Annotated in this window: 18 protein-coding genes and 1 pseudogene; 8 read left to right on the forward strand and 11 right to left on the reverse strand. The window is 49.7% G+C overall.

Annotation, left to right across the window (positions count from 1 at the left end):
• From ACJAZW_RS13305 to ACJAZW_RS13330, 6 genes and pseudogenes are all read right to left on the reverse strand, one after another.
• Window positions 1-411, reverse strand: a pseudogene (locus ACJAZW_RS13305) (hypothetical protein); the annotation flags it as partial.
• 156 nt (window positions 412-567) lie between these two features.
• Window positions 568-1,671, reverse strand: coding sequence for a flagellin (locus tag ACJAZW_RS13310; RefSeq protein ID WP_415158895.1), 1,104 nt, complete (start codon window positions 1,669-1,671; stop codon window positions 568-570).
• Window positions 1,672-1,864: 193 nt separating this feature from the next.
• Entirely contained in the window at window positions 1,865-2,245 is a 381-nt protein-coding gene (locus ACJAZW_RS13315) for a hypothetical protein (protein WP_415158897.1), read from the reverse strand.
• Window positions 2,246-2,347: 102 nt separating this feature from the next.
• The gene (locus tag ACJAZW_RS13320; RefSeq protein WP_415158899.1) at window positions 2,348-2,839 is read right to left on the reverse strand and encodes a hypothetical protein; all 492 of its coding nucleotides are present in this window, start codon (window positions 2,837-2,839) and stop codon (window positions 2,348-2,350) included.
• Window positions 2,836-3,171 (reverse strand): rod-binding protein, encoded by a 336-nt coding sequence (locus tag ACJAZW_RS13325; protein ID WP_415158901.1) that lies wholly within the window; start codon window positions 3,169-3,171, stop codon window positions 2,836-2,838. Before ACJAZW_RS13325 ends, ACJAZW_RS13320 begins: the two co-directional genes overlap by 4 nt.
• Window positions 3,171-4,286 (reverse strand): flagellar basal body P-ring protein FlgI, encoded by a 1,116-nt coding sequence (locus ACJAZW_RS13330; protein ID WP_415158903.1) that lies wholly within the window; start codon window positions 4,284-4,286, stop codon window positions 3,171-3,173. Before ACJAZW_RS13330 ends, ACJAZW_RS13325 begins: the two co-directional genes overlap by 1 nt.
• A gap of 260 nt (window positions 4,287-4,546) precedes the next feature.
• Here ACJAZW_RS13330 and ACJAZW_RS13335 point away from each other — a divergent pair, with 260 nt between their 5' ends.
• From ACJAZW_RS13335 to ACJAZW_RS13350, 4 genes are all read left to right on the forward strand, one after another.
• The gene (locus tag ACJAZW_RS13335) at window positions 4,547-4,966 is read left to right on the forward strand and encodes a flagellar assembly protein FliX (protein WP_415158905.1); all 420 of its coding nucleotides are present in this window, start codon (window positions 4,547-4,549) and stop codon (window positions 4,964-4,966) included.
• 145 nt (window positions 4,967-5,111) lie between these two features.
• Window positions 5,112-5,561, forward strand: coding sequence for an RNA polymerase-binding protein DksA (gene dksA, locus ACJAZW_RS13340; RefSeq protein WP_415158927.1), 450 nt, complete (start codon window positions 5,112-5,114; stop codon window positions 5,559-5,561).
• A gap of 117 nt (window positions 5,562-5,678) precedes the next feature.
• Window positions 5,679-6,674, forward strand: coding sequence for a hypothetical protein (locus tag ACJAZW_RS13345; protein ID WP_415158907.1), 996 nt, complete (start codon window positions 5,679-5,681; stop codon window positions 6,672-6,674).
• A gap of 9 nt (window positions 6,675-6,683) precedes the next feature.
• Window positions 6,684-6,998: a hypothetical protein gene (locus ACJAZW_RS13350; protein ID WP_415158909.1), complete on the forward strand. Its 315-nt coding sequence runs from the start codon at window positions 6,684-6,686 to the stop codon at window positions 6,996-6,998.
• 2 nt (window positions 6,999-7,000) lie between these two features.
• On the opposite strand, the gene ACJAZW_RS13355 is transcribed toward ACJAZW_RS13350, so the two are convergent.
• On the reverse strand, window positions 7,001-7,489 hold the full coding sequence (locus ACJAZW_RS13355) for a MarR family winged helix-turn-helix transcriptional regulator (protein WP_415158911.1): 489 nt from the start codon (window positions 7,487-7,489) through the stop codon (window positions 7,001-7,003).
• Window positions 7,490-7,564: 75 nt separating this feature from the next.
• Here ACJAZW_RS13355 and ACJAZW_RS13360 point away from each other — a divergent pair, with 75 nt between their 5' ends.
• Window positions 7,565-8,524 carry a DMT family transporter gene (locus ACJAZW_RS13360; RefSeq protein ID WP_415158913.1) on the forward strand — a complete coding sequence of 320 codons (960 nt, stop codon included), beginning with the start codon at window positions 7,565-7,567 and terminating at the stop codon, window positions 8,522-8,524.
• 108 nt (window positions 8,525-8,632) lie between these two features.
• Here ACJAZW_RS13360 and flgH read toward each other — a convergent pair whose 3' ends face one another.
• Genes flgH through flgF form a run of 4 tightly spaced genes read right to left on the reverse strand, consistent with a single transcriptional unit; the run spans window position 8,633 to window position 11,924 of the window.
• Window positions 8,633-9,367 (reverse strand): flagellar basal body L-ring protein FlgH, encoded by a 735-nt coding sequence (gene flgH / locus ACJAZW_RS13365; protein WP_415158915.1) that lies wholly within the window; start codon window positions 9,365-9,367, stop codon window positions 8,633-8,635.
• 13 nt (window positions 9,368-9,380) lie between these two features.
• Entirely contained in the window at window positions 9,381-10,355 is a 975-nt protein-coding gene (flgA, locus tag ACJAZW_RS13370) for a flagellar basal body P-ring formation chaperone FlgA (protein ID WP_415158917.1), read from the reverse strand.
• A 13-nt stretch (window positions 10,356-10,368) separates the two neighbouring features.
• Window positions 10,369-11,154, reverse strand: a complete 786-nt coding sequence (flgG, locus tag ACJAZW_RS13375; RefSeq protein ID WP_415158919.1) for a flagellar basal-body rod protein FlgG — start codon at window positions 11,152-11,154, stop codon at window positions 10,369-10,371.
• A 32-nt stretch (window positions 11,155-11,186) separates the two neighbouring features.
• Window positions 11,187-11,924: a flagellar basal-body rod protein FlgF gene (gene flgF / locus ACJAZW_RS13380; protein WP_415158921.1), complete on the reverse strand. Its 738-nt coding sequence runs from the start codon at window positions 11,922-11,924 to the stop codon at window positions 11,187-11,189.
• A 284-nt stretch (window positions 11,925-12,208) separates the two neighbouring features.
• Between flgF and ACJAZW_RS13385 the strand changes: the two genes are divergently transcribed.
• From ACJAZW_RS13385 to ACJAZW_RS13395, 3 genes are all read left to right on the forward strand, one after another.
• The gene (locus ACJAZW_RS13385; RefSeq protein WP_415158923.1) at window positions 12,209-12,703 is read left to right on the forward strand and encodes a flagellar basal body-associated FliL family protein; all 495 of its coding nucleotides are present in this window, start codon (window positions 12,209-12,211) and stop codon (window positions 12,701-12,703) included.
• A 111-nt stretch (window positions 12,704-12,814) separates the two neighbouring features.
• Window positions 12,815-13,858 carry a flagellar motor switch protein FliM gene (fliM, locus tag ACJAZW_RS13390; RefSeq protein WP_415158929.1) on the forward strand — a complete coding sequence of 348 codons (1,044 nt, stop codon included), beginning with the start codon at window positions 12,815-12,817 and terminating at the stop codon, window positions 13,856-13,858.
• Window positions 13,855-14,097: DUF6468 domain-containing protein (locus ACJAZW_RS13395; RefSeq protein ID WP_415158925.1), on the forward strand; the 243-nt coding region annotated here is incomplete at its 3' end. The genes fliM and ACJAZW_RS13395, both read left to right, overlap by 4 nt.

The following is a 14,097-nucleotide window of genomic DNA, read 5'->3' on the forward strand; positions in this document are numbered from 1 at the left end:
AAGCAAGTTTTTGCCTGAATAGCCAGCATCTTTCGCAAGTGTTTCGATTTGAGAAAGCAGTTCGTTATATTCGCCAGCAAATTTGCGACGGTCAGCTGTTGAGGAAGACTGTAGGGCTTGGTTTGCCTTACCTTTTGCCGCCTCAACAAGTTTTGTTATAGATTGGATGCCTTCATCAGCCGCTTTCAGCGTTTGAACGGCTTGGCCCATATCTTCGAGCAAACCGCCCAAATCAGATGCACGGTTGTTCAATGAAGATGCGGTAAAGAATGACCCTGGATTATCGAGTGCAGAGTTGACCTTAAGGCCAGTTGCAAGACGGTTTTGGGTTTTTGACATCATATCCGCAGTATTCTGCAATGAAAGCAGATTTTGACGCACTGCGGAAGAAAGTTGAATCATTTCAGCCATGTACTAGTTTCCTCTTCTAGGGAATACGCGGCCCCTTCTGGGACCAATACATTCAAAAATGACTGATTATGCCTAACGTCAGGTTAATGGGGGTTGTCGGGCGCAAAAAAGGCGGGCCTAAAGACCCGCCCTAATATGTGACTTAGCTCAGAAAATTTAGAGCAAGCGCAACACGTTTTGGTCAGCTTGCGAAGCGAAAGACAATGAAGTCGATGCCAAAGACTGACGTGTTTGCAAAGCCAAAAGGTTCGCACCTTCTTGGTTCGAGTCTGCGAGCGTTAGTTTGCCTGCACCCTCTTGCAATGTGTTGATCATTGATTTCGTGAAATCTTGACGGTTTTCAACAACGGTCAAGTTGGTACCGAATGTTGAAGCTTGTGAGCGAAGTGTACCCAGAGCGTCAGTCAGACTTGTCAATGTTGTATTGATTGCCGCGTCGGTGTCAAATGTACCTGCTACATAACCTGTACCTGCAACTGCGGTTAGGTCGGCAGTAGAGTCACTATCGTCAAGCGCGATCTGGCCTTCAGTTGATGTGATGGTAATTGTGGTGCCATCACTGGTTGCTGTTGTGCCGTCTACTGCATTGAGCCCTGCAAGAATGTCGGCAGGATCGGCACCAGCGCCAAACGCGATTGTTGTGCCAGTTGAACCAGCTGAATAGACCAGCGTATCGCTAGCTTCGTCAGCAGCTGCTAGGGCCGCAATTGTTACAGTGGCGGTAGATGATGTGCCAACTGTCAGATCAGCTAGGCCTAATGTACCAGTTGTATCGGTGAAATCGACAGCTGAGACAGCCGCTTTTGATGAGCCAGATTCGTTGAACACCACTGACAAATCGTTGCCGGTGCCGCCCAACAGGTTTTTACCTGAATAGCCAGCATCTTTCGCCAATGTTTCGATTTGAGAAAGAAGTTCATTATACTCGCCAGCAAATTTGCGACGGTCAGAAGTCGATGATGACTGCAACGCTTGGTTGGCTTTAGCTTTTGCGGCTTCAGCCAATTTAGTAATTGCCTGAATGCCTTCGTCAGCTGCCTTAAGCGTTTGAACTGCTTGTCCTTGGTCGTCCAAAAGACTTCCAAGATCAGATGCACGGGAATTCAATGATTGTGCTGTGAAGAATGAGCCTGGATTGTCCAGCGCTGAGTTCACTTTCAAACCAGTCGATAGACGGTTTTGAGTTTGGCCCAGCATTTCGGCTGTGCTTTGAAGGGCAGAAAGGTTTTGCCGTACGGCGGCGGAAAGTTGAATTGCCATGATACTAAATACTCCATTCTGGCATACAAGCGAGCCTTTCTGGCCCGCGCTAAATCCGGATCAACACCAACTAAGTATTTTCTCCAGCATGTCACCCATAAAGCCCCGGCTGACTGAATCAATTCTTAACAGGGGCAATGCGGGTATTTTTAGGGTTAATAGAGGGTTATCTCCTTTCACTTAACTGATTGTTTTATTTAAGGTCCTCGAGCATGCGCATAGCAGAAGGCGAGGGAACCCATCTGCGGTTGATCATGCGCGGAAATACGGCTGCTGCAGGCTTGCCATCATCATTAGCTTCTGCGTTAGCTTTGGCTTTTGCGCTCGCCACCAACGAAGCTTCAAAAAGCACACTGGCCGGAGCAGCAGGCCCCACAAGTTTGGGAAATTGGTCGACAGGTTTTTCAGCGACAGCCGCTACTTTTGTAGGCGACGGCGGCGCAGGCGTTTCGTTGCTTGCGGGTGCCTTTGCAGCAGCTCCTGGTTTGCTATAATGCTCGCCTTTAAGGCTGGCATTGCCAGCTTCAAAAGCACCACCTTGAAAACCGGCTGCTGACTCAATTCTGAGGTTCACAGGTCTTCTCCATTAAAATCTGCCTTCTTGGCAACTTTTAGTATGGCGCGCCCGTGTTGAAGTTTGGTGATTTCAGGTGTTGGTAATTAATTAAAATTGAAACTACAGCGTTGTGTTTATCGAAACGCCTTTAACAGACGGTGCCTGCGTGTTTGTTCCCCTGCCTGTATTTCCGTAGGCTCCAGCTTGGTTGGATTGCCCCAATTGGGCGGCAACGCTGCTTACAATTTCTTCCGTTAGGGACTTGGCGGTAGCCAAAACCCTGAGATTTTCTGCCATCTGTGTGGCCAAGGATGCTTGGCCCTGCTGCAGTTTTTGTAACAATTGCGGCGCTTTTTCTTTTATCTCAGCAGCATTAGACTGGATAGCTCGCGCCAAGCCAACGTATTTTTGTGCCAACTCGGCTTTGTCGGCGGCCAGTTCGCTTGCTTGCATCAATTTGCCTGCACGTAACAGAGTTGTTTCGTTGTTCATGATATCAACGAGGGCTCTGAGTGAAAGATCAGCATCTGCGCAGACCTGTTCAGGATCGGCAGGCATCGGGAGCTTTTTGGTTTTTGCCAGCGCTCGGGCGCGTAATTGTTGTGGGGTCATTTTTGGTATGCTCCGGCAGGTGGGGTGGGATATTGCAGTGACGAAGCTGCTTGGGTATCGATAAGATCGCGTAAGATGCTGTCGGAGAGGCCGATGCCGCCGGCCTGCGCCATGTTGTTTGCATATTCGGAGGCCTGCATGCCGCGCCATGTTTCTTCGCCATATCCGCCGCCAAATTGCCCCTCGGTATCGACACTAGAGGTCACCTGTGAAAGTAGGGTGTTTAAGAAAACGCCCTCCAATTCAATGGCTTTTTCTTTGAGTCGGTTGAAGGTTTGTTCTGGCATGTTGGTTGGCCGTTGAACTGGAATTTGAATTTGTGAATAGGCCATTACATCACCTCGATTTCAGCTTGCAGGGCACCTGCGGACTTAATTGCTTGTAGAATTGAGATGAGGTCGCGTGGTGAAATGCCTAGGGCATTAAGACCGTCCACAAGCTCTTGGAGGGTGACGCCTTCTTCTACCAGCGCCAGTTTGCTGTCGAGTTGCTCAATATCTACTTCTGTTCGGGGCAACACGACAGTCTCCCCTAACGAAAACGGGTCGGGTTGGGACGCTTCTGGCGATTCGGTGATCGTCACCGTTAGATTGCTCTGCGCTACCGCTACAGTTGAAACGCGCACTTCGCGTCCCATGACAATTATTCCAGAGTTTTCGTCGATCACGATTTTTGCGGTTTGATCAGGCGTTACGACCAATTGCTCAATGTCAGTAACCAAATCCACGATATTGCCGTTGAAGCCCTTAGGCAGGGTCAATTCGACCGTTGCATTGTCTATAGGCACTGCGGTCGGCATGCCAATGAGATTATTGATGGCTAAAGCAATTCGGCGCGATGTTGTAAAATCTGGATTGCGCAGCGCCAGGCGGACGGATCGGCGTGAACCCAATTCAAACGCGACCTCTCGTTCAATGATGGCGCCCGACGAAATCCGTCCGGTGGTGGGAACGCCCGATATGATGGTTGCAGAATCGCCACCTGCAGAGAAGCCATTAATGGCGACTTGACCTTGCCCGATGGCATAGACTTCACCGTCGGCGCCCATAAGTGGGGTAACCAGCAATGTGCCGCCCTGTAAGCTCTTTGCATCACCTAGTGCGGCAACATTTATGTCGATGCGTGAACCCTGGGATGCAAATGGGGGAAGGTTAGCAGTGACCATTACCGCTGCAACATTGGCGGTTCGCATTGAAGCGCCCAATGTGTTCACGCCCATACGTTCCAGCATGGCCTGCAAACTCTGCTTGGTGAAAGGTGAATTGTTCAATCCGTCGCCGGTCCCATTCAGGCCGACAACAAGGCCATAGCCAACAAGTTGATTTTCACGGACGCCTTCAACATCAACAATATCTTTGATCCGTGCCGCACTGGCAGTGCTTACAAAAAGCGCCGCTATGATGACTGCGCAAAGGGTTGTGTAAAGAATTGCCATAAATCTGGTCATTGATTTCCCCAATTGACTTGATGTTGCATGTGCTCCCCAGCACAGGTCTCATCATTGATACCTCTCTAGTTGCGAATTCCGTGCCAGATTCAGGGATTTGTAACCTACTGAAAAATAACGATATTTCTTGTTGCGCTGAAACGACGAATAATTCGGAGGAAAAAAGTGCCTATTCATGGCAATTCCTTGGCGAACTGTGGTAAATTTTGCCTAGCGGGGTTTTGTGCCCCTTTTGTCGTGTGGTGGAGCAAAGATTTTAGATGCGCATTACGGATGCAAATCGACTGAACAGGACGACGCAAAAATCCAGCAAGAAGTCTGGACAAGCAGCGGATTCTGCTTTTTCGGTGCCAAGCGAGGATGCCTCAACTGCAAAATCTGAAACAACAGCGCCTAGCCACGATGTGGGTGGTATTGATGCCTTGCTGGCTTTGCAAGCGGTCGAAGATCCAACCTTCGCCCGCAAGAAATCTATCAAGCGCGGACACGACTTATTGGACAGTCTTGAACAAATCAAAACCGACTTATTGGTTGGACAAATTTCCGAATCTCGGTTGGATAATATGCTAAATATGGTGAAAAAGGCGCGCAACAATGTCGATCCTTCGCTAGATTCAATAATTGACAATATTGAATTGCGTGTGCGCGTCGAACTTGCAAAGTTTAGTAAATACAAATAGTTAGAAGTTTTTTCGACCTAAATTTATCTCGTCATATTGTTGTTACACACAGTCCTTACATGCATCTCAACAAACTCACTTGCCGTTAGTGGGCTTGGCCATTATATATGTCGCGCATAGACTTAGGGAGTAAATTACCGTGTCAATGGATTTGGAGAGCAAGGTCGATCTGGAAGAGCCTAGTTTCGATACTAGCGAGACTTACCAGCCGACCGTAGGCGAAGAGTTTATGAATCCACGCCAACTTGCGTATTTCCGCAAGAAATTAGTTGCGTGGAAAGATGATATTCTGCGTGAGAGCAAAGAGACGCTTGAAACTCTGCAAGAGCAAAGCCAGAACCACCCCGACATTGCGGATCGCGCCTCATCGGAAAGCGACCGGGCGCTCGAACTTCGCACGCGGGACCGTCAGCGCAAATTGATCTCAAAAATTGATTCTGCAATTGCGCGCGTCGATGACGGGACCTACGGCTATTGCGAAGTCTCTGGGGAACCGATTGGTTTGGCGCGCTTAGATGCACGCCCCATCGCAACAATGAGCCTTGAAGCCCAAGAAAAGCATGAACGACGCGAAAAAGTTTATCGCGACGATTGATCTGGGTCGTTGAAAGATCAATAGTTCGGGCGCAAGAATAGTTGCATTTGCTGCTTATCCGATTTGTGATAAGTATGTATTATTGTGGTTAGTTGTTGTTGAAGGGTAGAGTTGATTATGAATCAAGCACTATTGCATGATCAGCAATCCATTCTGCCGAACCACGATCAAAATTTGATCGAACATTTATGGCCGATTTCGAAGCCATATGATGTGGTTTTTTATCGTTCCTACGGACCAAAATCCAAAGTCAATGTTGCTTTTCAGCATGTATTTGATTTTAATGCGTTTAAATCCACACGAAAATTCACCCATTGTGCGCTGGTTGGTTCTGAGCTGACGGCGATTGAAGCATATCCGCGCGCTGTAAAGGGCTATTACACTGATATGGTGCACCCGGGCGGCGTGCGCTTTGTGCCGGTAATTGACCTTTGCTATGACAGCCAAAATCGGTATCGCGATTTTTTGGTGCTTCGTGCACCGGATTTGAGTTCGCCCGAAACATCATTTGGCGCAGAATCAATGATGAAGGCTTGGCGCTACATTGAATCCAAATATGGATTACGTCGCTTTTTGGGTATTGGCCGTGGTCCACGCGACAGCAACGCAAAACAAATCAAAGAGTGGCTTTCGTGCTCTGATTTGGTCTTGAAGGTGTTGGCAGATTCTGGTCGGTTTAATCTTAAGTTTCAAGAGCGTGTTACGCCGAGCGGGCTTGTTGCAACATTAAGTGGGCTTGGGTGGCAAGATGTAACCCATGATTATGCGCCGCAGCGGTTTGAAGCCAAAAGCCGACAATATATGCAGCGGTTTGGGCTGACCGGTGTTAGTCGTGCTGGGATTGATTTATATGCGCTTAAAATGGCGTGGAGCCTTGGCACATTTGCCCAATCGATTCAGCGCCAACAATATATGGTTGAAGAATATATCAACCGCCGCTTGTCCAATGTTTGGCCGGACGGTTTGGATGCAAGTCGTTATTTTGAGAAGTTTACTGCTGAACACGCCATGCAAGTGCTCAAGCAGATAAAGACGGCGCGGCGGGACGAATTTTCCCAGCATATTGATCCATTATTGGCCGAGCTTGCCAAAAAGCGGCACGTGCTGAAATAGGAATTGACCATGCCAGTCGTTGTGATCGTGGGATATCGACCAAAACCTGGCTGTGATGTACTTCTTGCTGAATTGATGAAGACCCACGTTCAACGTTTGCGCGATGAAGGGCTGGCGACTGAGCGCCCATCAATTGTCATGCGTGCTAAAGATGGCACGTTTGTAGAAGTTTTTGAATGGATAAGCGAAGACGCGATGCGTGCCGCACATTCTAACCCGCAGGTGCACGTTATGTGGGAAGAATATGCAGCGGTCTGCGACTATATTCCGGTTGCCGAGTTGCCCGAGGCGCAGCAATTATTCTCGCAGTTCGAACCAATTTAGATTTAGTCAGCAAGGCTTGCCAACAGTTTGCCAGTCAGCACGTTCAACTGTTCAATTTCGCCAATAGTCATTTTGGACAAAATCCGCTCCTCGTTTTTAATGTGCAGCGGGATGACATGGGTTATCTTTTTGAAACCTTCGTCCGTTAGCGCAACCATGACGCCGCGACGGTCATTGGGGTTTTTGCGGCGTTCGACTAGACCTGCTTTCTCCAACCTATCGATACGGTTTGTCATGCCGCCCGAGGACACCATGGTGGCTTCATAAAGCTGAGTTGGGGTGAGGGCGTAGGGCTTTGCGCTACGCCGCAGGGTGGCAAGAACATCGAATTCGCCCGCGTGCAGGCCGTGCTGTGCGAAAAACGGCTCCAGCTCTTCTTGCAGGATGCGTGCAGAAAGTTCGGCCAGCCGCCCCAATGTGAGCATCGGTAAGTCATTGATTTCAGGCCATTCTTTTCGCCATTGATCAGCTGCAAATTGGGCGCGGTCCATATTTACCTCAATTTATCTTGACACTAAGATACTTTATGTGGAGATATGCTGCAAGTTTCAAAATGGAGAATATCTATGGCTCACCATATCATGCCCACCTTGCAAAAGGAAAGTCCTTTGGGCGCTGTGTCTGTTGTTGCGCCTGAAAATGCCGATAGCAGTTTCAGCTATGAAAAGCTTTTGCCTATTGGCTTGCTAATAATTGTCGGTAGCTTTTTTGGCGCGACAGCAGTCAACGGAAAAGTTGCCTTTTTGGTGGGTTGGCATCCGATCGTGTTTCTGGCTTTGGCCGGTTCGCTTGGTGGATTATTGATGATGGCCGGTTTGCGGATGTTTGGATTTCGCATGGATTTTAGCCGTAACGTTTTGGGGTTTTCTGTGTTTAGCGGTTTGCTTTTTGCATTGCCCAATATCATCTTTTTCATGTCGGTTCCCCATGTTGGCGTGGGATTTGTTGCGCTGGTTACAGCGTTTGCTTCAGTGTTGACCTATCTTTTCAGCGTGGTGCTGCGCACCGAACAATTTAAACTATCACGTGCAATTGGTGTTGGGATCGCCTTGATCGGCGCGGTGGCGTTGAGCTTGGGGAAGTTGGCGGGCGGTGATTTCGCGGCCGTCTGGGTGGTGGTCGCGCTCGCGGGGCCGGTTTTTCTTGCTATCGGAAATATTTACCGCTCATGGGCTTGGCCAAAAGGGGCGTCGCCTTTTGCACTCGCGCCGCTAATGCTCATTGTTGCTGGATTTATTGCATTTGGGATTGCATTGATAATTGGCGCGCCAATCACGGCGTTGCCGACCGTTCAGATGAGCCTGTCGCTTGGCGTGCAAGTTCTTATCTTCGCAGTAGGTTTTGCCTTTTACTTTGTGCTGCAACAAATCGCCGGGGCGGTTTATCTCAGCCAGATCGGGCCTATCATTGCTTTAGTTGGCACGGGGTTAGGTATTTTCTTGCTGGGCGAGACCGCAACATGGCCGTTATTGCTTGGTGGGCTTGCGATCGTGAGTGGTGTTTTGATTTTTAACTTCACCCGGTAAGGGCCCAAAAAACGAGAGAAGGACGCGGCAAATTGGGGAAAGCCGCGCCCTTCTGGGGAGAGCCAACCGATAAATTGGGGAATATCGATTGGCAAACCGGAATTGTAATTAGAATGGTAAGATTGCATCCATGAATTGTTGGCCATAGCGGGGCTGTTGCACGTCTGTGATTTGGCCGCGGCCACCGTATGAAATGCGCGCCTGGGCGATTTTGGATGATGGAATAGTGTTGGCAGCGCCAATATCTTCCGGCCGCACAATGCCCGCTACAATCAAATCGCGAACTTCAAAATTCACCCGCACTTCTTGGCGTCCTTCAATCACCAGGTTGCCGTTTGGCAACACTTGGATCACGACTGCTGCAACGGATGTGTCTAGTGTTTCGGCGCGATCTACGCTGCCGTTTCCACTGTCTGCAAGGCCGGATTTGAGTTCGATCGCGGTAGATGGCGAGACGCCGGGAATTACGTTGTTAAAGAGGGAACCGATCACGCCACCAGCGCCTGCATCGTTTGAACTTGACCGTGACCGGGCGGATTTGTTCGAGAATGATGCTTTGTCCGAAATGGTCACTTGAACCGTCAAGATATCACCTACTTTGCTGGCGCGCTGGTCTTTAAAGAAGCCGCGTGTGCCAGAGATGAACAGTGAGTTTGGCGAGTAGGCTACACGCTCTGGTGCAGGCATTGGCATGTTGACCGGTTTGTAACCAGCTTGCGCTGTCGGGTTTTCGATTGTTGTTAGCACTGGCGCTTTGCCAATGCCGGCCAAGCGGTTTGCGGTGGTACAGGCCGCCAAGCTTGCGCTTAGCGCAACCAGGGTGATGATTTTGAAGAGTTTCATGATTGTCTCCTGCTTACCGGCTTGCGAGGCGGGTTGGATCGTTGGTGATGAGGACTGTTCCGGCGCCAATGGCGATGCCTTGAATGGTCCTTTTTGACATGAGGTTTAGCACCGACACCATTTGGTTTTGCGTTGCTGAATTGAGTGCTTGGCCTTTTACGGTTAGCTTGAGTTGCCCGCTTCGGTATAGAATGGTGACCTGCTCATTGCGGTTGATCAGGATGGGTTCAGACAAGTCGCTAACTTTAACCATCGCGCCGCCGCGCACTGCACGGGTTAGGCTTTTGCCCACCAAATCCGGCAGCTGCATGTCCCCTTGAGTTTTTGAAAAGCGGACGGGCACGGGTTTAAATTCAATATCGTTTAGATCGATGACCTCGCCTTTGGCCATTGTCCGGGTAAGGTGGGCGGCGGGTGCCAATATTTCGAGTTTGCCGATGATGGAGATCGGCGATGTATATCCGGCAAGTGCTAAGCGAGCCGAGACCCGGCCGGTTTGTGGCTCGTATGTGAAGTCGAGCAATGTCACTGGGGATGCAGCTGTTGGATCGGCATAGGCGGTGGCGAATTTACCGTATGGTGCAAACTTTACTTCTTGATTGGCTAGCAACTGTCCGCGAGCGGCGATCTCTTGACTGAAGATCGAACTCAGGAAGTCTTGGTCAATTGCAATGCCAGGTCGTTCAACCCGCACATGTGTGATGCCAACGGTGTCAAACTGACCAAGACCAGCGCGCTGTGCTGCCAGTTTGATGGAGGCCAATGGAACTGCACCAACTGTGCCAGGTGTTGGGCTGCGAAATAGTCCGATTTCCGCCAGGTTGCCAGCGTCCTCGAACATATCGCCAACAGTCACGATATTTGAAGTAACGATAATTGACGGTCTGAGCGTTGGGGCAGCAAAACTTGCGTTGACCCCAAGACTTGCGTAGACCCCAACACTTGCTGCGATCAAACCGATGATCAGTGATCTGGTGAAGCGGAACATTCTACCTAATCCCCTAACGTAGCTGTGCTGTTGCTTGGAGCATTTCGTCAGCTCCAGAAATAACCCGTGCGTTCATTTCGTAGGCACGCTGGGCCGCAATCAAATCAGCGATTTCGGTTACGGCATTCACATTTGCCATTTCCAATGCGGCTTGCAGCAAATTACCAAAACCGTCGGTATTTGCGACGCCAGTTTGCGCCGACCCACTGGCCGCGGTTTCGACAAATAAGTTGTCGCCAACCGCTTCAAGACCCGCTTTGTTGACGAACCGAGACAGTTGAATTTGGCCGAGTGCGGTGGGGCTCGTCGCCTGATCCAAAAATGCTTCCACTTGGCCATCGGCAGAGATTGAGATCGACCGTGCGGCGGCGGGAATAATGATACCTGGCTGGACTTGGTAACCTTCCATCGTCACCAATTGTCCTTGGCTGTCCCGCTCGAAAGCTCCGTCCCGGGTGTAGCCTGTGCGGCCGTCTGGCATGCTGATTGAAAAGAAACCTTCGCCCCGAATGGCCACATCGAGCTCTTTTTGGGTGGGCGCGACACTGCCTTGGCTCATGATACGTGGGGTTGCACCCAGCTTAACGCCTGATCCAACTTCCACGCCAGTTGGCAATTGTGTGCCACTTTCAGACGTTTGCGATCCGGCGCGACGGTAAACTTGATAAAGCAGATCCTGGAAATCAGCGCGTTGCCTTTTAAATCCGGTTGTCCGCATGTTGGCGATGTTGTTTGAGATCACCTCAACGTTGCGTTCTTGAGCGGCCATCCCGGTTGAGGCTGTGTATAAAGCTTTCATCTATCTGTTGTCCTTCTTACTGGGATAACGCTCTAGGCGTTCAAATCGCCGAGCCGTTTGATTGCAGTGCGGCGCAGTTCGTCTTGCTTTTGTTGCAGGTTGGCCATGGATGTGTAAGCCCGCGTCACGCGGATCATTTCAGTCATTTCGCTCACGCCTGAAACGTTCGACCGTTCAATGGCCATATGGACGATGCTGGATTGATTATCGAAAATTGGGTTTTCGCCGGAGAACATGGTGTCGCCAGCGCGCTTGAGGGATTGTGGGTCCGCAAATTCGGCAATGCGTATAATCCCTTTGTTGCCTGCAGAAGATGACACGCCGCCATCTTTTGATACAATTATTCCAGTTTCGTCAGGTGCAAATGTGAGAAATCCACCGTCGGCCAAGACGTTGTAGCCCTCGGAGGTGACCAATTCGCCACGCTGGTTGAGCTGAAAGCTGCCATTTCGTGTGTAGAGTTCACCGGCGGGGGTTTGGACAACGAAAAACCCTTGTCCTTGCACGGCCATGTCGAGCTCATTGCCAGTAAGTTCAATTGACCCAGCTGCGAAATCGTCGATTGTTGCCCAATCTTGGGTGAATGACAGGGGCTGGTCGAGCGATTTGAAGTTCTTGTCGCGCGCAATCGGCATCACATATTCTTCAAACAGAATATCGACGTTCTTGTAACCAGCGGTGTTAATGTTGGCCATGTTGTTGGCAACAACGTCCATCTGACGTTGTAGCGCAATTTGGCGCGATAGATTTATGAGCTGTGCGTTTTCCATTTTGCACGTGTCTCCCCAATTTTGTTCAGCGAGCAACTTCCCCAAGTTTTTCGCCTACAAATCATAATGCGAGTATCGTGCCAGTTTTTAACATATTGATATTATTGTATTTTAATAGATCTTCGTTGCTTGAATATCGGTTCGATAGGGCTGACCGGAAAAAACGGCCCGGCAAAAATTGCCCAGCAATATTGAAATGGTAATACTTCGTTAACCTTCTCGTCGTTACGTGGATTATGGGAAAGAATTTCCACCTATATGCACGACGTTAGTAGAGCGAAAAAATGGTAGATCAAATAGCTGAAGACGCAGACGGCGAAGAAGGCGAAAAGAAAAAAGGCCCGCCATTGATGATTATCATTGGTGCAGCGGTTGTGCTTTTGCTTGGCGGTGGTGCCGCAGCTTACTTCTTACTGTTTTCAGGTGGTGGCGAAGGTGATGCAGCTGCAGCTCAAGCCGAGCAAGTGCGCCAAACCTATTTTCATGACCTTAGCATTATTACGGTAAATCTAAACTCGAAGGGCGAATCCAAAGAGCTGTTTTTGAAGGTCGCCGTGTCGCTTGAATTGGCCGATGAGAGTTTGGTGCCACAGGTTGAGGCGATGATGCCGCGCGTGCTTGATACATTTCAGGTCTATATGCGCGAGCTTCGCAAGTCCGATCTTGAAGGGTCTGCGGGCATTTATCGTTTGAAGGAGGAATTGCGGCGTCGGGTAAACCTTGCGCTGTTCCCCACGCAAATCGAAGGCATCGTTTTTAAAGAAATATTGGTGCAATAGGGGGGGGCTTAAGCAATGTCGGAAACTGAAACTGACGATCTCCTAAAAGAATTTGGCATCTCCGGTGATGAAGATGGGGATGGCGAAGGCGCCGCGGCCGAATGGGCTGCGATGATCGAGGGCGGTGACGATTCTGAAGATGGCTCGAGTGTCGATCGCATTCTTAACCAAGACGAGATTGACAATCTTTTAGGATTTGACAGTGGCGACATGGCCATTGGCGACCTTTCAGGTGTCCAAGCGCTCATCAACTCCGCGCTTGTGTCCTACGAACGCCTGCCGATGCTTGAGATTGTGTTTGACCGCTTGGTGCGATTGACCACAACTTCGCTGCGCAATTTTACGTCAGACAATGTTGAGGTGTCGTTGGACAGCATTTCGTCTGTCCGGTTTGGCGATTACTTGAATTCGATCCCATTGCCGGCGATCTTGACGGTGATCAAGGCTGAGGAATGGGACAATTTCGGGTTGATGACGGTCGAAAGTAACCTCATCTATTCGATGATTGATGTTCTGCTTGGTGGGCGCAGGGGCAACAACACTATTCGCGTTGAAGGTCGTCCATACACGACAATTGAGATGTCGTTGACCAATCGTATGATCGAGTTGATCCTTGAGGATATGCACAAGGCATTCGAGCCGCTGACGCCAGTCAATTTCAAAGTCGAACGTATGGAGACCAATCCACGTTTTGCCGCCATCGCGCGGCCCGCTAACGCCGCCATATTGATTGAATTGCGTATCGATATGGATGATAGAGGCGGCAAAGTTGAAATTTTGCTGCCTTACGCGACGATTGAGCCGATCCGTGAACAATTGTTACAAATGTTCATGGGGGAGAAATTCGGCCGCGATCCCATTTGGGAAGGACATTTGGCCACAGAGATTTACGCTGCCGACACAGAAATACAGGCGGTGCTGCATGAATGGGAAATTCCGCTTTCTGACATGTTGAAGTTGGAGGAAGGGGATACGTTGATGTTTGATCGAACTGCAAACGACCCGGTGTCGCTGCGTTGCGGTAATGTGATTTTAAGCGAAGGCATAATTGGTCATATCGGCAAGAATGTTTCGGTACGGGTGACGCGCCCATTGAATCCGCCAAAAGTAACCATGGCTGTTTTTGAAGCTATGAACGAACAAGGGAATGAATGACGATGGGTAGTTTTGCACTTGGATTGATGGTGGAGGGTGCCGTCGCGGTTCTGCTCATTCTCACAATTGGTTATTGTTACATATTGAATATTCGGCTCAAGAGATTGCGTGACGACAGGGCGGCTTTGCAAACCATGATCACTGACCTTGTTCGGGCAACTGATCAAGCTAATGGCGCAATCACTGAACTGCGAAAGACCGCAATTCAGTGCGATGGTATGATTCAAACGCGGTTGAGC

It is taken from the genome of Maritalea sp. (assembly GCF_047634455.1).
Lineage (GTDB): Bacteria > Pseudomonadota > Alphaproteobacteria > Rhizobiales > Devosiaceae > Maritalea.